The sequence below is a fragment of the Octadecabacter algicola genome, assembly GCF_021532625.1.
GTDB lineage: Bacteria > Pseudomonadota > Alphaproteobacteria > Rhodobacterales > Rhodobacteraceae > Octadecabacter > Octadecabacter algicola.
The window spans coordinates 100,042-116,266 of sequence record NZ_JAKGAR010000003.1; the positions used below are offsets into that span (position 1 = coordinate 100,042).

Below are 16,225 nucleotides of genomic sequence, written 5' to 3' on the forward strand. Positions count from 1 at the left end.
TGCTGTCTCTCGTCATCTCGACTTTGGCCAGTACGGCCTTGGGCTGACGTACCGAGAAACGTATAATCCGTTCCTCAAAACGCTTTTACCGCTAAGATATGTAGTGGCTTTCAATTAGATTTATTGTGATGCATCACATAAAAGGGCCCCTACATTCAAAGAAGGTTTTTCTATGTACGCCATTCGCGCCCTTGTTCCCGCCCTTGTTCTGGGCTTGGCTGCTGGGATCTATGGCGCCTCCTTCTCTTACTTTAAAGCGCAGGAAATTGAGAAAGCCGCAGCACGCCTAACGCTTTATCGCAGTACACTTGAGTCAGAGCTGCGTCACTTCTCGCATCTGCCGTTCTTATTGTCGCTCGACCCCTTTGTGATCAGGGGCATATCTGATGCACAGATCGATGGGCTCGATTATAGATTGGCGCGCTACTCGCAGAGTGCCGGGCTTGATGCAGTGTTTCTAATGGACGCGGAAGGCCTAACCATAGCGGCATCCAACGCCCGATCAGACTCGAGCTTCAAAGGCCAAAACTACGCCTACCGCCCCTATTTTCAGGACGCCCAACAAGGTCAGTTGGGTGAGTTTTACGGAATTGGCGCCACGACAGGCATTCCCGGTTATTTTTATGCAATGGTTGTTCGATCTGCTGAGGCAGGACAGTCTGGAGTTATTGCGATCAAGATCGACCTGTCCCGTTTACAGGATGATTGGCTGGCTTCGGGAGAACGCATTATCCTAGCAAATGCTGATGGGGTCGTTCTTTTGGCGTCAGACCCGGCTTGGCGTTATAAAACGTTGGGGGAACTTTCTGATGACCAACGAGAGAGGATCTTGGCCTCTCGGCAGTTCGGTACTGAGTCCCTTGAGCCACTAGATTGGTCGCCTGATGAACCGTCTCGGACAGCGACTCTTGGCGGTGAAAACCTGAACTACCTCTCAACGACTGATTTACCAAACTCTTGGTCACTTCACTTCTTCACCCCCCATGATCAAGCGACCACGCGTGCGTGGCTGGTCACTGGGTTATTTCTTGCCTTTGTTCTGTTCGGCTTCACCGCCTTACAGTTCGCTCGTTTTCGCCGTGTTCGCACCGCGCTTGATGTTTCCGAGCAGGAGGAGGCGCAGCTTCGATTGGCAAACGAACGTCTCGCCGTTGAAATCGATGAACGTCGTGCGGCGCAACGGACTTTGCAAAAGACACAGGCAGAATTGGAACGTGCGGGCCGGCTGGCGGCGCTTGGGCAATTGGCGTCCTCGGTGACGCATGAGTTGGGCCAGCCCATTGCCGCCATGCGAAATCAACTCGCCGCTGCCGAAATGACGGAAGGAGCAACATCTTTGAATACAAAGATGCAGGGCCTCGCTGCGAGGATGGAAAACATCACACGGCAGCTAAAGTTCTTCTCGCGGAAAGGGCGTGATAGCTTCGAAACCTTCGACCTTCGAGATACCGTTCACAACGCGTTGACGCTTTTGGAACCAAGCATTTTGGCACGCAAGGCCGAGGTCATTTTCGACGACGTCGCACAGGGCGAAATGACGCTGCACGCAAACAAATTGCGGATCGAGCAGGTCATCACAAACATTGTGCGAAATGCATTGGATGCGGTTGAAGGGCAGGATGTCCGTCGGGTTCTGATTACTTTGGGCCACACATCAAACAGGATTTGGTTTGAAGTCGCTGATACTGGCCACGGCTTACAAGGGCAGACCCTCGAAGATTTGCGTGAACCCTTTGCGACAACACGCGAAAGTGGCGAAGGGATGGGATTGGGGCTAACGATTTCAGCAGGCATTGTCACTGACCACAACGGGACGATATCAGCCAAGGATGGTCCAGAAGGCGGGACGATCTTCCGAATTGAACTGCCCCGTAACCAAGAGGATTCATCATGACCCAGTATCGCGTCTTGATCATGGATGATGATCGGTTGATGAGAAATTCTCTTGTTGATCTGATCGAAGCCGCAGGTTGGACGGCCAAGGCCTTGTCGCGGGCGACAGATGCTGCGCGGTGGATCAGTCAGTTTCAACCTGATGTGATCCTATCTGATGTGCGGATGCCTGAAATGACAGGACTTGAGATGCTCAAGACCTTGGAAGCCGCGCCGCCGATTGTTCTTATTTCCGCCCATGGTGACATCCCAACTGCCGTAGAGGCGATGAACCATGGGGCCTACGGTTTTATAGAAAAACCTTATGACCCAAAGCGTTTGTTACTCATCCTGTCTCACGCCGCGGAACAGCATCAAATGCGGAAAAGCAATTCGAGGCTAAAAGAGCGGCTTCGGCAACTGTCTGGAATTGATCGGGTTCTACTCGGCCAAACACCTGAAATGCACCGTTTGCGCGATACGATTGCGATGGTCGCAGGTGGGGATGCCTCAATCCTTGTGCAAGGTGAAACAGGCAGTGGGAAAGACCTCGTCGCACGCGCTGTTCATGATCTGTCTGCGCGGTGTGATGCGCCTTTCATTGCGATCAACGCGGCGCAGATGGATGCCGGTAACCTTCCCCATATTGCCCGTAGCGCGGCTGGTGGCACATTATTCCTTGATGAGATTTGCGCTTGCCCGACGGATTTACAATCGGCGTTGCTGCGACTTGTAGAAGAAGGTGACGTTCTTGATCCGGGTGAAGGCACCCCAGAACGGGTTGATCTGCGGATCATCGCCGCTACGAATGAAGACCCTAACGCGGCGGTCGAACAGGGGCGGTTCCGGCAAGACTTACTATTCCGCTTGCGGGGCTTTTCGGTACTCCTACCATCCTTGCGCGCTCGGCCCGATGATATTGCATTGATGATGGTTCGGTTCTTGCAGGACTTTTCGGTGCTCTATGAAACGGCCACGCCCGAGCTTTCAGAAGCAGACATATCCGTGCTGATGTCACATGATTGGCCCGGAAATGTTCGAGAATTGCGCAGCATCGCAGAGCGTGCGGTTATGATGTCAAAGCAGGGCTTAGGGTCTGTACAAGAGGCGCTGTCGGGTGCCTCGCTGGATCCCGCAAGCCGCCCGGGTCTGCGCGAAGCTGTCGCGGCCTTTGAACGTCAAATGATCAGCAAGGCCCTCAAAACCCATGCGGGACGAATGGACGAAACCGCAGACGCCCTTGGCATTGGACGCCGCACATTGAACGAAAAGATCGTGAAGCTTGGCCTCGATAAGGATGCTTTGCTTTAATAATAAGGGCTTAGATACCCCTGCGGAAATCCGCAGGCAACCCACCAAAATCCGCGCGTTTTTCTTCATGAGTCCTCGGGGTGAATGTGGGCATAACTCCTCCCCACGATATTTTTTGGGAGGAAATCGAAACATGAAAAATTTCATGAACCGTGCAGCCATTGCTGCACTCGCGACCGGTATTGCAACAACGGCAGTTGCCGAAGAATGGAACGTGTCCCTTTGGGGGTCGCCACGCGCTTTCACGGCGCACGTTGAAAAACTGGCTGAATTGGTCGCTGAAAAAACGGACGGCGAGTTCACGCTGAACATCAGCTATGGTGGTCTGTCCAACAACCGTGAAAACCTTGATGGTATCTCCATTGGGGCATTTGAAATGGCACAGTTCTGCGCGGGTTACCACCGCGATAAGAACCCATCTATCACAGTTCTGGAATTGCCCTTCCTCGGCGTCGCTTCGCTTGAGCAAGAAGTCGAACTGTCCATGGCGGTCTATAGCCACCCTGCGACTGCGGCGGACCTTGGTCGTTGGAATGCGACACTACTGATGCCGTCTCCACTCCCACAGTACAACATTGTTGGTGTCGGCGATGCGCCGTCAACATTGGCAGACTTTGAGGGTCTGAGCGTCCGTGCAACAGGCGGTATTGGTGCCGCAATGGAGGCCGTGGGCGCTGTCCCAACATCCATGTCCGCGACAGAGGTGCGTCAGGCGATGGACTCCGGCGTTGTGAAAGCGGTTAGCTTTGCTCCGCACGCACACATGTCATTCGGCACAATCGAAAACGGCACATGGTGGACGACAAACCTGAATCCGGGAACCGTGAACTGCCCTGTTGTGGTGAACTCCGACGCGCTTGATGGTCTTAGCGATGAGCACCGCGATGCTTTGCTGGGCTCCGTTGACGAGGCATTGGATCACTACATCGCCAACTACAACGGCAACACAATGGAAGCTTGGGCGCCCGCTTTAGAAGAGCGCGGTATCACCCAAGTCACATTCGCTGGCGAGGAAATCGAAGCGTTCAAAGAAGCAGCGGCCGCACCGGCCGCCGCGGCTTGGATCGAGCAGAACACAGCTGCTGGCCTACCTGCGCAAGAACTCTACGACCTTGTCACAGGCTTAATCGCTGACGCGAACTAAGGTCTCCCTACGGGCCCTGCAGTATCAGCTGCAGGGCCTTTTGACGTATCCAATCCGAAAACGAGGCCCAAATGGCAACCGCATCCTTGGTGCTAAGCGACGACAGCGCGCTGAGCAAACTCGACCACAAATTGCTGCGACTTGAACGTGGGCTGGCACTGGTAAGTGGGCTCGCGGTGTTTTCACTTATGCTGCTGGCAGTGTTTTCGGTTTCAGGCAGAAACGCAATGAACGCTCCCTTACCAGGGTACGTTGATTGGATTGAACAAGCGATGCCATTGATTGCCTTTATGGGCATTTCGTTTGTGATGCGCGAAGGCGGACACATCCGCATGGACATCGTTGTCGGCAAATTGCGCGGCCGCACTCTATATGTGGTCGAACTGATTACGACCCTAGCAGTGCTCCTTTTGATGGCGCTTCTGGTTTGGGGCACTTGGGCGCATTTCCAACGCAGTTTTGACTTTGCTGCCCCGATGTGGAGCCGCGACAGTTCAATGGATATCGCATTGCCGCTTTGGCCCGCCAAACTGTTGGCCCCCGTTGCGTTCAGCGTTTTGTGCCTGCGCCTTTGTTTACAAGTTTGGGCCTATGGGCGGGCGATCAAGACCGGTAAAGCGATTGCCGTCCCCCTTATTCCCGATGCTGCAACTCAGGCTCGTATGGAAGCCGATCAATTGAGCGAGACTGAATAATGGAACCTATCGAAATTGGACTATGGGTTTCCGGCGGTATGCTGGTGATGATTGTATTGGGCATGCGCGTTGCGTTTGCCGCGGGCCTTGCGGGCATGATTGGTTTGATCTGGATTTTTTGGGCCAAGAAGGACTACGGGTTCGATGATTTTGGGTGGGCGTTAGGCGTCGCCGTTAAGACAGCGGGGCAAGTGCCTCATTCCAAAGTGTCAAGCCAAGCATTGTCGTTGATCCCCACGTTCATTCTGATTGGTTATCTGGCCTACTACGCCGGTCTTACCAAAGCGCTGTTTGAGGCGGCTAAGCGCTGGATTGCTTGGGTCCCTGGTGGTTTAGCTGTCGCGACGGTCTTTGCCACAGCTGGCTTTGCAGCCGTATCGGGCGCGTCGGTTGCAACCTCAGCTGTTTTCGCCCGTATTGCGATCCCTGAGATGCTCAAAATTGGGTATAACAAACAGTTCGCCGCGGGTGTTGTTGCTGCAGCGGGCACACTTGCCTCGCTTATCCCCCCGTCTGCGATCCTCGTTATCTACGCGATCATTGTCGAACAGGACGTCGGTAAACTGCTCCTCGCGGGCTTTATCCCCGGTGCGTTTTCGGCGTTGGTCTACGCAAGCCTGATTATCGGGATGGCTCTGACGATCAAGGATTTCGGCCCCGCGGTTAAAGGATACACTTGGCGCGAACGTTTCGCATCCTTGCCGCCTGCGTTGCCGATCGTATTCGTCGTGCTGATCATCATCTTGTTCGTCTACAATCCGTTCGGTGGGGACGCATGGGGCACACCAACTGAGGGCGGTGCGATCGGTGCGTTCGTCGTGTTCTTGATGGCGCTTTATCAAGGTATGCGTTGGCCGCAGCTCAGAGACGCATTGCTCGAGACAGCCAAGCTAAGCGTGATGATCTTCACGATCATCTGGGGCGTCCTGATCTACGTGCGCTTTCTTGGGTTTGCGGATCTTCCCAGCGCGTTCTCCGATTGGATCACCTCCCTGACAATGTCGCCCATGTTGATCTTAGTCTGTATTTTGCTGGCCTACGCGGTCCTCGGTATGTTTATGGATGCAATTGGTATGCTGCTGTTGACGTTGCCTGTCGTCTATCCCGCCGTCATGGCCTTGAACGGCGGCGATGCCGTCGCAGCAGCAGACAGCGCCTTTGGTATGTCAGGTCCAATGTGCGCGATTTGGTTCGGTATTTTGGTGGTTAAGATGGCAGAGTTCTGCTTAATTACCCCGCCCATTGGGCTGAATTGTTTTGTCGTAGCCGGTGTGCGTGATGATCTGTCAGTGCAAGACGTGTTCAAGGGGGTCATGCCGTTCTTCATTGCAGATGCAATCACGATCGCGCTTCTTGTTTCATTCCCAATGATTGTTTTGTGGCTCCCGAGCCTCGTGTGACCCTGATCACGCCGAGTTAAGCACTCGGCGTGATTTTGTCTCGGATCAATCCTAACTAGACTTGCTGCATGATTTCGATCAGGTTTTCAGCGTTACGACACCAACTCATGACGTTAACACCCAAAGGTAAATCTCATGCGCGACAACTTAGCCAATCCGCATTTTCAGACCGGACTGCTCGGTCTGAAACACATGCCAAAAGATAACGCATCGAATGTGTCCACGTTGTTGGCAAAATGCCCAGCGCACAAAGCCACGCCCTTATTAAATATGCCGGATCTGGCCCGCCATATCGGCGTCGCGCAAGTACATGTAAAAGACGAAAGCGACCGCATGGGATTGGGAAGTTTCAAAGCTCTCGGTGCGGCCTACGCAATTGCCTGTAAAGCCGCCGAACATGTTGTCGAAGACCAATGGAACGTCGCATTGACAGACGAGGTTTTCATCACAGCAAGTGCTGGAAATCATGGTTTATCAGTGGCAGCGGGTGCGCGATTATTCGGTGCCACGGCGATAATCTATCTCGCTGAATCCGTGCCGGAAGCATTTGCAGACAGACTACGCGCGATCGGGGCAGATGTGGTCCGAGCCGGGGCTACCTATGAAGATAGTTTGGACGCCGCCCAAGCAAGCGCCGATGCCGGGCAAGGCACGTTGCTATCGGACGGATCGTGGCCTGGATATACGCTCCTCCCGTCGCGGGTGATGGAAGGGTATTTGCAGCTCGCAGTTGAGGTCGCCGAGCAAATCGACGAGCCACCCTCTCACATCTTTTTGCAGGCGGGGGTTGGCGGCTTGGCCGCGGCGGTGGCGGCCTATGCAAGATGCGTTTGGGGAAATGGCCCCACAATTATCGTCGTGGAGCCAGACGCGGCACCTGCGCTGATCGAAAGCGTGCGTGCTGGCGCGATTTGCACGACAACGGGTCCTGTGTCCGACATGGGCCGACTTGATTGCAAAACCCCTTCCATGATTGCACTGGCTGGTTTGACACGTGATGCGAATACATTTCTGACGATCACCGAGGAAGACGCAGCCCAAGCGGTGAGCGTTCTGGCGCAACATGGCCTGACGACAACCCCATCGGGCGGAGCAGGATTTGCGGCGGCATTGAATGGGTATGAGGGCATGGGCCCCGACGCGCGCGTATTAATTATCCTAAGCGAAGGTGCCGAGGATGTCTGAGGCCGCGCCTCTGTTCACTGTAGAGGAATATCGCGGGCGGGTCGCGCTTTTGCAAAGCGGAATGAAAGCCGCGCAGTTGGGTGGCCTGCTGTTGACCACACCCGCCGACGTTTTCTACGTCACTGGTTTCTTGACGCGGTTTTGGGAAAGCCCCGCGCGCCCTTGGTTCATTCTGATCCCCGCGAATGGTCGCCCGATCGCCATTATTCCATCTATCGGTGCTGCGTTGATGGGCCAAAGCTGGTTGCATGACATTCGCACATGGGATGCGCCTGATCCGACAGATGATGGGGTTTCCTTGCTGGTCGATGCGATTTGCGAAACGATTCCAAACAATGGCGCGCTTGGAATCCCGATGGGCCTGGAAACAAATCTTCGTATGCCATTGGCGGATTTTGAGCGTGTCAAGCGCCGCATTGAGCCCCGTCGCGTCACGGATGCCACAGCAATCGTGCAACGCGTCCGCGAGATCAAATCCGAAGCCGAGATCGACAAGATCAAATCGACCTGTGAAATCGCAGATCGCGCGTTTGTCCGAGTGCCAGAATTTGCCTCGTCTGGCCGACCGCTTGATCAGATTTTTCGCGACTTCCAGATAGCACTGCTGCAAGAAGGCGCCGATTGGGTGAGCTACGTTGCGGGCGGCGCAGGGCAAGGCGGATATGGCGACGTGATTTCACCCGCCAATGCACAGCCGTTGGTCAAAGGTGATGTTTTGATGTTGGACACCGGGGCCGTGCGCGACGGCTATTTTTGTGACTTTGATCGTAATTATTCTGTTGGTCCGCCTTCTTCCGCCGTTCAACGTGCGCAGGAGGCATTGTTTGCAGCAACAAATCTGGCGCTTGAAATGCTGCGCCCAGGTATGACCGCCGCGGACCTACACGCGCTTATGACAAATCACTTGCGCAACGCAGGTGTCGTGCCCGGCGGTGGTAGATTAGGGCACGGCCTGGGTATAACACTGACTGAGTGGCCCTCATTCACTGCGAAAGACACCACACCGCTTCGTGAGGGCATGGTGCTAACCTTGGAGCCCGGTGTCGAGGTTTCCGCCGGAAAGTTTCTTGTCCATGAGGAAAACGTCGTTTTGCGCGCAAGCGGGCCTGAGCTGCTTTCATCTCGGGCGCCACAAGAATTGCCTAGGTTAGAGTAATGGACAAATTTCCCTACGACTTATCGGACATCAATGAACGGACCGCGGCACTCGGATTGATAGTTCTACAGGTCGATGAGACGATAGAACAAGACTTTCGCAGATTGTTGGTGGGATCAGAAATAGCGATTTATGTCAGCCGAATTCCCTCGGGATCTAACTTAACGCCCGAAACGATCGCACAAATGGGTCTCGATTTGCCAAGAGCGGCTTCGCTTTTGCCACCCGCCGCGCGGTTCGATGCGATCGGTTACGCCTGCACATCTGGCACAACATTGATCGGAGCGGAGAAGGTCACAAAGTTAGTTAAAAAACAGACTAACACGCGAGCCGTGACGAACCCGCTGAGCGCCGCAATCGCTGCGTTCACAGCACTCAATGTAAAGTCCGTTGCAATCGTTTCGCCCTACATTGCGTCCGTTGCAACTCCAATTCAGATTGCCTTTGAAGATGCGGGGTTTAATGTTCCTGCAACCCTATCATTTGGCGAAGAAATCGAAGCCAATGTTGCGCGAATTGATCCAGCGTCAATCCACGCCGCCGCGATGCAGATCGGCCGATCCCCGGAGGTCGAGGCAGTCTTTTTGTCGTGCACGAACCTACGCACCTTGGACATTATCGACGATCTGGAACAGAGTCTTGGTCGGCCCGTGGTGAGCAGCAATCAAGCACTGGCTTGGCACATGAGCCAGATTGGATCCGCGCCACTTTCACCGGATGCGCCGGGAATTCTCTGTCAGGGAAAAATATATAGCACTTACTAACCCCTACCCTCGCAGAGAGCAGGTTTTAAAGGCAGGCGCGCTGAAGCGCTTTGCTCAAAACCAGTCTTGAAAGGGCAACCATGAAACACATCTTCTCAATCGATCAATAGCAAAGCTATTTGTCGAAAAAGGGACAAGCTCTGTCGCCAAGGGCAGAACTATGTATCGTTTCATAATTAGGGTAGTGGCGGACCGAGGAGGATTCGAACCCCCGACCCCCTGATTCGTAGTCAGGTACTCTATCCAGCTGAGCTATCGGTCCACTGAGCGGGGATGTAGCGACCCCTTGGGCTCAGCGCAAGAGGTAAACTACGATATCTTTGGGGAAAGTGTCAGGTCGGATTTTGGAAGGCTTATTACAAAGCGTGTTCCACTCTCGTCTGTGCGCTCCAGATCCAACCGTCCACCATGGCCACGAATTAATTCAGCTGCAATCGCCAAGCCCAGGCCAGACCCGCCACGGGTGGTCCCACCCTGAAACGCTTCGAACAAATGCTCTTGAGCCTTCTTTGGGAGGCCCGGCCCTGTGTCGGTCACCGAGATCGACCAAACGCTGTCGTCCTCTGCGCCCGTAATAGAAACCTCGCCTGCTTTCCCGGTCGCAACGATCGCTTGCCTTGCGTTCCGTACGAGGTTGCCTAGAACTCGATAAATCTGTTCCTCATCAGCGCGCACAGTCATTCCTGTCGGGATGTCTTCACTGAAGGAAACATCGTTTTCTCCGCTGGCCAAGCGTTCACTTTCGATAACGTCATCCACGACGTCCGCCAAAGAAATGCGTGCCAAAGTCGGGGCTGGTTCATCGACGCGACCAAAGGCCAGCGTGGTTTCACACAGGTTCACGGCGCGGGTAATTGAATTCACCAATTTCGGGGCCAGACGGTTCACGGTTGGATCATTTGAGCTTTCGATTCGATCCGTGAACAAAACCGCAGACGTCAGGATATTGCGCAGGTCGTGGCTAATCTTGCTCACGGCGCCGCCCAATTGCGCCAACCGTTCTTTTTGTTTGAGGGCCCCTGTGATCTGAGTCTGCATCATAGCCATCGCATCTTCGGCTTCGCGCAGCTCGGCAATGCTTGCCTTGGGCATAATTAAGTTGCGCGAGTCCTCAGGTGAGCGCGCATAGGCTTTCATGTGATCAACCACGCCCCGAATTGGTTTCACGATCAAACTTTGCACGGCGAAAAACAACAACCCTGCCACTACGATCGAGATGACCGCTGACAACAGCAAAATCCGAACTCCGTAGTCGATCAATGCCATGCGTAAGGGTTCGGTGGGGAGCGTAATCTCGATCAGTAGCCCACCATCCTGCACAGGGTTACCGATCACACGAATAACCCGTTCTTCTGTATCTGTAAGCCGCAGCATCGTGTCGCGCACCAACATCCATGAAGACGGGTCGCGCATATCGAATGTCTTGTGAATAGGTGTCGGGATTGGTGACGACAGCGCCAACTGCCGCACCTCATCGCGCCGCAGCACGACGTTGTATACCCCAGCGTTTACCAGAAGCTCTTGCTCCAGCTCTTCGGAGATCATGTCCTCAGCCAGAAGCGTCAGTGATGCAATCTGCGCGCGTTCTAGCCGTTCAAGGAAATAGTCCTCTCTGAATCGCGCAACCGACGGCACAAAAATCAGCAGTTCGGCAATCAACACGAACACCGTGGTGAGTATCAAGAACCGCCCTGACAGGGTATTGAGCATTCTGCATTCCGTTCCTTGTTTTCGTACCCTAGGGCAACCAGCGCTGCACCAAACCAACAACACGTTTCACCGTGCTGCTTTCAAACAACCTAGGGCTAAAGTAAGCACCCGCCGCCCGTTTGTTAATCTCTGATACGGTTGGATATGGCAGAACCGTTCCTGCAATTGCAGACATTTTCATTTTGTTGGCAATTGCCATGGCCCACATGCTGATCAATTCCCCAGCCATTGCACCTGCAATTGACGCGCCGACAGGACGACCCTTAACGATCATAACCTTGATCAGGCCGGTTGTTTTACCTTCTGCGATCGCGCGGTCGTTCTCATGATATGGGAACCGAACAACCTCCAGCTTACTTCCGAACTTTTCTTGGGCCTGCGCTTCGGTCAGGCCAACTTGGGCCAGCTCAGGGTCCGTATAAGTCGCCCATGGAATGTGATCGGTGCGTTGCTTGCTCGGCAACCCAAACAGCATCGACTTAATCACGACGCCTGCGTGATACCCCGCTACATGAGTGAACTGTAGCCCACCGGCGACATCGCCCACAGCATAGACCTTTTTGTTGGTGACAGAACGCAGGTTCGCACCCACTTCAACACCACCACGGCCCCATTTGACATCGGCCTTATCCAGATCAAGGTTTTCGACATTCACCTTACGGCCAACTGCCATCAAAAGATGAGACCCCGTAAAGTCACCTTTTGGCGTATGAACGGTAATGGCACCGGTTGTACCGCTTACCTTATCTGCCTGCGCGCCTTCGATGATTTCGACGCCTTCAGCGCGAAGTTTATCGAGTACGACAGCAGCCATTTCAGGATCATCCTTACCCATGGCCTTGGCGCCTTCGATGACGGTCACCTTGGACCCGAGCCGCAAATGCGCTTGTGCCATTTCCATGCCAATTGGGCCACCACCAACAACGATGAGATGGTCAGGACGTTCGCGCAAATCGAAGATGTTTTCGTTGGTATAGACGTCAACACTGTCCAACCCCGGGATCGGCGGGACAAACGGGCCAGACCCAGTTGCGACGATAAACCGACGCGCTTCGATGACAGTGTCACCGGCTTGAACTTCGGTTGGGCTGATGAATTTGCCGTATTCGCGGATCACATTGATCCCGAACCCTTCAAAACGTTCCTGACTGTCCACCGGAGCGATGGTTTCGATCACTTTGTGAACATGGTCTTTTGCTGCGGCATAATCCACATCAGGATCAACCGCTTTGACACCCAAATCACCGGTGTGCCCCATGGCGTAGGCTTGTTTACCTGCCGCGATGAGGGCCTTACTGGGAACACAACCAAAGTTCAGGCAATCACCGCCCATTTTGTGACCCTCGAGAAGGACAACATCAGCGCCCATCTGGGATGCGCCGGCAGCGATGCTCAACCCACCAGAGCCAGCGCCAATAATGCAAACGTCAGTTTTAATACGGTTCATGGTTACAGACCTTTTTTGCCGCGCACGGCTTTGATGAGAATAGGAAGCGCCGCCAGAACACACAGGCCAAGGATTGGCAGCAAGATGTGGGGCTCGAAGATAATGCCAAGATTTGGCGTTTCACCCGCGGCAAAGACTTCACCCAGCCCAGCGCCCACAGATGTGTACACAACCGACCCCGGAATGATCCCAACAAAAGTTGAGATTACAAAACGGCGCAGAGGAACTTCTAGGAAAGCAGGGATCAAATTGGCGAGGAAGAACGGGACTGCAGGTACCAAACGAATAAGGAACAACATGGACCACTGGTTTTCGTCGATCCCGTCTTTGATCTTCTTAACAACCCCTTCGGAACCTTCCAGCTTCGCACCCAATTGTTTTCCGAATCCCCAACGTGCCGCAAGGAAAATTCCAGTCGCACCCAAAGTGGCTGCGATGACGTTGAACAAGAAACCTGGGAACGTCGCGAACAAGAAGCCCCCAGCGAGGGTCATGATCGTCGCCCCCGGTAAGGAAAACGCGACCACGACAGTATAAATGGCGATAAACGCGACGACCATCAGTAGATAGTTCGCGTCACGAAACGCCAGCAGGCTTTCTCTGTTCTCGGCTAGTGCGTCAAACGTCAGGTAGTCGCGCAGGAAATAAGCACCCAACACGGCGACCACACCAATTACAATGATGGGTAAGCGTTTGAGAATCGGGTTCGGCTCAATGGGCTTTGGTGTTTCGGTCATTTGTGTCACGTCTCTATTCCTATGGCTGCGTTGCCCTTTAGATGGACGACAAGCCGTGTTCCCGATACCCCTAGGAGGCATTGGTTCACGCGGCGTTGATGCCAAGTGACTATTTTCATGCTGTTTGTTGCAATTGTCGTGAAGACTGTAACATTTGGCAGTACTACTTTCTGACTTTGTTGCAGAAATTAGCCGTGTCGCGCGTTGACAGACCATCAAACCCCTCCTATTAGCTGGGCTTCGAGATTTAACGGGGCTTGATTCCTAGCAATAGGCTCGCCCACAGACCGGAGAGACGCAATGAAGCGTACATTTCAGCCATCCAACCGCGTTCGCAAGAACCGCCACGGTTTCCGCGCACGTATGGCCACCAAAGCTGGCCGTAACATCCTGAACGCACGTCGTGCGAAGGGCCGCAAGGAACTCAGCGCTTAATTGTGCTGAACGAAGTCACATGACTTCGCCTGTGGATACAAATGAAACCGCCACAGCCTCGTCTGCGGCGGTTTTTGCACGTCTTGAGGTTCTCAAGAAGCGGAGCGATTTCGTTGCCGCCTCTAAGGCTCGGTATCAGACCGCAACCGGCCTAACCGTACAAATGCGAAACCGGGGCGACGACGACCCAAAGGTGCGTGTCGGATTTACCTGTTCCAAAAAGGTCGGCAATGCCGTCGCGCGAAACCGCGCTAAACGCCGCCTGCGCGAGATTGCGCGGATTGATTTGCCTGCGCTTGCCAAACCAGGCCACGACTATGTGCTGATCGGTAAGAAAGACGTAACCGCAAACCGCGATTTTGAAGCTTTGCGGTCCGATCTCGCAAAAGCACTCGGGAAACTGCGATGAATCGTCGAATGACCCCGCTCGCGTTTGTTCTTTCTTTACCGATCCGTCTTTACCGCCTTCTTTTCTCGCCGTGGGTTGGACATGGCTGCCGTTTTCACCCGACTTGTAGCGCCTACATCATGGAAGCTTTGCGCAAACACGGCGGGATCAAAGGAACTGCTTTGTCCGTTCGCCGCGTGGCCCGTTGCCACCCGTGGGGCGGATCTGGAATTGACAACGTTCCGGACGAGTGAAAGTCCGCGTTGCAGGACAAAGCTGCCGTTCGCGCTTAGCTTCCCCATGGCTCCTTCTTGACCAATGGCCGGAAACCTATCTATGCCTAGCCCACAAACAACAGGCCGCATCTTCAAACCAACCAGCTACGCCAAGTCAATTTCTATTTTAAGCTCTCTCTAGCTTCCAAAAACTTGCCAAAAGACAGTTATTGAACAAACTGGATTAGCCAATGATCTTATCAAAAAAATCTGCAATAATTATTCTTTGCATAACTCTAGTGGTCAGAAATTTCAGCCAGCTTATCTGGGGAGTTTATCCAAACTACAGCTTGGAAATTTATGGGTTTTTATATGCCCTTCTCGGTGTGGGTTATCCCTCTTTTTTATACCTTGAAGCGGCGAAACTGCTAACCTCTTTGATCGCTGCGGCGTTGTTTTTTTGGTGGACAACGTGGGCATTTCGGAACTTTCGGTTACACCGCCATACTGCGCTAGCTATAAAAGTTCTTGCCCTATTTACGATGATTTTTTTGCATGCGTACCTTTGGCTTTTTGTCGATTGCCAGTTCATTTCAAATCATTCGCACGAAGAGTTTGAATGCATTTTGAAGGTTTTCGCACCTAGCCATCCTTCGCGATGGTTTCCAGTCTCTAACTTAGCCTAAGGTTTTTCGCACTCTCGCGATAGCGGTCATTCGCTGTAACACGGTACTTCGCAACTTTGGGCTCAAAGCGGACCTTTAAGAACGTTACCACAGATGGCCTAATTGACGGGCAGAGAAACAGCCGAAGCTAAATATGTATACATACGGAATGTGGACGAGCATATCGCCCACTTGTAGGTCGAACCTTGCGCCTGTAATTCAACATCATGCTTGATGATCCTGATGACATTCACCCGCTGTTTTATGGCGCTCCGAAAACGACCGAGTTCAAGAAGCTCCGAAAGCGGATCGTGCAAAACACACGCGAAGCGATTGAGACGTACGGAATGGTTCAAGAGGGGCCGCGTCCGAAATGGCTCGTCTGTTTGTCAGGCGGTAAGGACAGCTACACGTTGCTTGCCGTGCTCCATGAATTGCAATGGCGCGGTTTGCTGCCTGTTGACTTGTTGGCGTGCAATCTCGACCAAGGCCAGCCGAATTTTCCAGCGACGGTGCTTCCTGCCTTCCTAGAAAAGATGGGCGTGCCTAATCGTATTGAATACCAAGACACCTATTCCATTGTCATGGATAAGATCCCCGCAGGCCGCACATTCTGCGCTTTGTGTTCTCGTTTGAGACGCGGAAACCTGTATCGCATCGCCCGCGAAGAAGGCTGTTCGGCTGTTGTTCTCGGCCATCATCGCGATGATATCCTTGAGACATTCATGATGAACATGTTTCACGGGTCACGACTGGCGACGATGCCGCCCAAACTGGTGAACGAAGAAGGCGATTTGTTTCTTTATCGCCCACTTGCCCACGTCGCTGAAGTAGACTGCGAAAAATTCGCAACGGCAATGGATTACCCGATCATTCCTTGCGATCTGTGTGGCTCTCAGGACGGGCTTCAACGACAGCAAGTGAAGGCCATGCTGGACCAATGGGAAACGAACTTCCCCGGACGCCGCAACATTATGTTCAAATCTCTGATGAATGCGCGACCCTCCCATCTTCTGGATCCAAAGCTGTTTGACTTCAAAGGATTAGAAATCAAACCAAGCGAGGATTGATCAGGGCATCGAAAACACGGCGTGCGGTGAA

The 16,225-nt window shown here is 53.5% G+C and carries 15 protein-coding genes and 1 tRNA gene; 12 read left to right on the forward strand and 4 right to left on the reverse strand.

Annotation, left to right across the window (positions count from 1 at the left end):
- The first annotated feature begins 172 nt into the window (after window positions 1-172).
- The 8 genes from L0666_RS11550 (at window position 173) to L0666_RS11585 (ending at window position 9,527) form a co-directional block, all read left to right on the forward strand.
- Window positions 173-1,894, forward strand: coding sequence for a sensor histidine kinase (locus L0666_RS11550; RefSeq protein WP_235261537.1), 1,722 nt, complete (start codon window positions 173-175; stop codon window positions 1,892-1,894).
- The gene (locus L0666_RS11555; RefSeq protein WP_235261538.1) at window positions 1,891-3,183 is read left to right on the forward strand and encodes a sigma-54-dependent transcriptional regulator; all 1,293 of its coding nucleotides are present in this window, start codon (window positions 1,891-1,893) and stop codon (window positions 3,181-3,183) included. Before L0666_RS11550 ends, L0666_RS11555 begins: the two co-directional genes overlap by 4 nt.
- A gap of 133 nt (window positions 3,184-3,316) precedes the next feature.
- The gene (gene dctP / locus L0666_RS11560; protein WP_235261539.1) at window positions 3,317-4,327 is read left to right on the forward strand and encodes a TRAP transporter substrate-binding protein DctP; all 1,011 of its coding nucleotides are present in this window, start codon (window positions 3,317-3,319) and stop codon (window positions 4,325-4,327) included.
- A 71-nt stretch (window positions 4,328-4,398) separates the two neighbouring features.
- Window positions 4,399-5,022 (forward strand): TRAP transporter small permease subunit, encoded by a 624-nt coding sequence (locus L0666_RS11565; protein WP_235261540.1) that lies wholly within the window; start codon window positions 4,399-4,401, stop codon window positions 5,020-5,022.
- A complete protein-coding gene (locus L0666_RS11570) occupies window positions 5,022-6,422 on the forward strand; it encodes a TRAP transporter large permease (RefSeq protein ID WP_235261541.1) in 1,401 nt (466 codons plus the stop codon). Before L0666_RS11565 ends, L0666_RS11570 begins: the two co-directional genes overlap by 1 nt.
- Window positions 6,423-6,557: 135 nt before the next feature.
- Entirely contained in the window at window positions 6,558-7,607 is a 1,050-nt protein-coding gene (locus L0666_RS11575; RefSeq protein ID WP_235261542.1) for a pyridoxal-phosphate dependent enzyme, read from the forward strand.
- Window positions 7,600-8,763: a M24 family metallopeptidase gene (locus tag L0666_RS11580; RefSeq protein WP_235261543.1), complete on the forward strand. Its 1,164-nt coding sequence runs from the start codon at window positions 7,600-7,602 to the stop codon at window positions 8,761-8,763. Before L0666_RS11575 ends, L0666_RS11580 begins: the two co-directional genes overlap by 8 nt.
- Window positions 8,763-9,527, forward strand: a complete 765-nt coding sequence (locus tag L0666_RS11585; RefSeq protein ID WP_235261544.1) for a maleate cis-trans isomerase family protein — start codon at window positions 8,763-8,765, stop codon at window positions 9,525-9,527. Before L0666_RS11580 ends, L0666_RS11585 begins: the two co-directional genes overlap by 1 nt.
- A 185-nt stretch (window positions 9,528-9,712) precedes the next feature.
- Here L0666_RS11585 and L0666_RS11590 read toward each other — a convergent pair.
- The 4 genes from L0666_RS11590 to L0666_RS11605 all read right to left on the reverse strand — a co-directional run bounded on the left by L0666_RS11590 (window position 9,713) and on the right by L0666_RS11605 (window position 13,421).
- A tRNA-Arg gene (locus L0666_RS11590) sits at window positions 9,713-9,789 on the reverse strand.
- Between the two features lie 47 nt (window positions 9,790-9,836).
- Window positions 9,837-11,237 (reverse strand): sensor histidine kinase, encoded by a 1,401-nt coding sequence (locus L0666_RS11595; RefSeq protein ID WP_235261545.1) that lies wholly within the window; start codon window positions 11,235-11,237, stop codon window positions 9,837-9,839.
- Window positions 11,238-11,265: 28 nt separating this feature from the next.
- Window positions 11,266-12,684: a dihydrolipoyl dehydrogenase family protein gene (locus L0666_RS11600; RefSeq protein ID WP_235261546.1), complete on the reverse strand. Its 1,419-nt coding sequence runs from the start codon at window positions 12,682-12,684 to the stop codon at window positions 11,266-11,268.
- A 2-nt stretch (window positions 12,685-12,686) separates the two neighbouring features.
- The gene (locus tag L0666_RS11605; RefSeq protein ID WP_235262200.1) at window positions 12,687-13,421 is read right to left on the reverse strand and encodes a TVP38/TMEM64 family protein; all 735 of its coding nucleotides are present in this window, start codon (window positions 13,419-13,421) and stop codon (window positions 12,687-12,689) included.
- A 300-nt stretch (window positions 13,422-13,721) separates the two neighbouring features.
- Between L0666_RS11605 and rpmH the strand changes: the two genes are divergently transcribed.
- From rpmH to ttcA, 4 genes are all read left to right on the forward strand, one after another.
- A complete protein-coding gene (rpmH, locus tag L0666_RS11610) occupies window positions 13,722-13,856 on the forward strand; it encodes a 50S ribosomal protein L34 (RefSeq protein WP_083903176.1) in 135 nt (44 codons plus the stop codon).
- Between the two features lie 19 nt (window positions 13,857-13,875).
- Window positions 13,876-14,265 (forward strand): ribonuclease P protein component, encoded by a 390-nt coding sequence (gene rnpA / locus L0666_RS11615; protein ID WP_235261547.1) that lies wholly within the window; start codon window positions 13,876-13,878, stop codon window positions 14,263-14,265.
- Between the two features lie 8 nt (window positions 14,266-14,273).
- Window positions 14,274-14,498 carry a membrane protein insertion efficiency factor YidD gene (gene yidD / locus L0666_RS11620; RefSeq protein ID WP_216035249.1) on the forward strand — a complete coding sequence of 75 codons (225 nt, stop codon included), beginning with the start codon at window positions 14,274-14,276 and terminating at the stop codon, window positions 14,496-14,498.
- Window positions 14,499-15,351: 853 nt separating this feature from the next.
- On the forward strand, window positions 15,352-16,194 hold the full coding sequence (ttcA, locus tag L0666_RS11625) for a tRNA 2-thiocytidine(32) synthetase TtcA (RefSeq protein WP_235261548.1): 843 nt from the start codon (window positions 15,352-15,354) through the stop codon (window positions 16,192-16,194).
- Window positions 16,195-16,225 lie beyond the last annotated feature (31 nt).

Excerpts from the sequence above, each read along its gene's own strand:
- rnpA (WP_235261547.1), top strand. The coding sequence starts at position 13,876 with ATGACTTCGCCTGTGGATACAAATGAAACCGCCACAGCCTCGTCTGCG.
- yidD (WP_216035249.1), top strand. The coding sequence starts at position 14,274 with ATGACCCCGCTCGCGTTTGTTCTTTCTTTACCGATCCGTCTTTACCGC.
- L0666_RS11600 (WP_235261546.1), bottom strand. The coding sequence starts at position 12,684 with ATGAACCGTATTAAAACTGACGTTTGCATTATTGGCGCTGGCTCTGGT.
- L0666_RS11580 (WP_235261543.1), top strand. The coding sequence starts at position 7,600 with ATGTCTGAGGCCGCGCCTCTGTTCACTGTAGAGGAATATCGCGGGCGG.
- L0666_RS11605 (WP_235262200.1), bottom strand. The coding sequence starts at position 13,421 with ATGACCGAAACACCAAAGCCCATTGAGCCGAACCCGATTCTCAAACGC.
- L0666_RS11585 (WP_235261544.1), top strand. The coding sequence starts at position 8,763 with ATGGACAAATTTCCCTACGACTTATCGGACATCAATGAACGGACCGCG.
- dctP (WP_235261539.1), top strand. The coding sequence starts at position 3,317 with ATGAAAAATTTCATGAACCGTGCAGCCATTGCTGCACTCGCGACCGGT.
- L0666_RS11595 (WP_235261545.1), bottom strand. The coding sequence starts at position 11,237 with ATGCTCAATACCCTGTCAGGGCGGTTCTTGATACTCACCACGGTGTTC.
- ttcA (WP_235261548.1), top strand. The coding sequence starts at position 15,352 with ATGCTTGATGATCCTGATGACATTCACCCGCTGTTTTATGGCGCTCCG.
- L0666_RS11550 (WP_235261537.1), top strand. The coding sequence starts at position 173 with ATGTACGCCATTCGCGCCCTTGTTCCCGCCCTTGTTCTGGGCTTGGCT.
- L0666_RS11570 (WP_235261541.1), top strand. The coding sequence starts at position 5,022 with ATGGAACCTATCGAAATTGGACTATGGGTTTCCGGCGGTATGCTGGTG.
- rpmH (WP_083903176.1), top strand. The coding sequence starts at position 13,722 with ATGAAGCGTACATTTCAGCCATCCAACCGCGTTCGCAAGAACCGCCAC.
- L0666_RS11555 (WP_235261538.1), top strand. The coding sequence starts at position 1,891 with ATGACCCAGTATCGCGTCTTGATCATGGATGATGATCGGTTGATGAGA.
- L0666_RS11575 (WP_235261542.1), top strand. The coding sequence starts at position 6,558 with ATGCGCGACAACTTAGCCAATCCGCATTTTCAGACCGGACTGCTCGGT.
- L0666_RS11565 (WP_235261540.1), top strand. The coding sequence starts at position 4,399 with ATGGCAACCGCATCCTTGGTGCTAAGCGACGACAGCGCGCTGAGCAAA.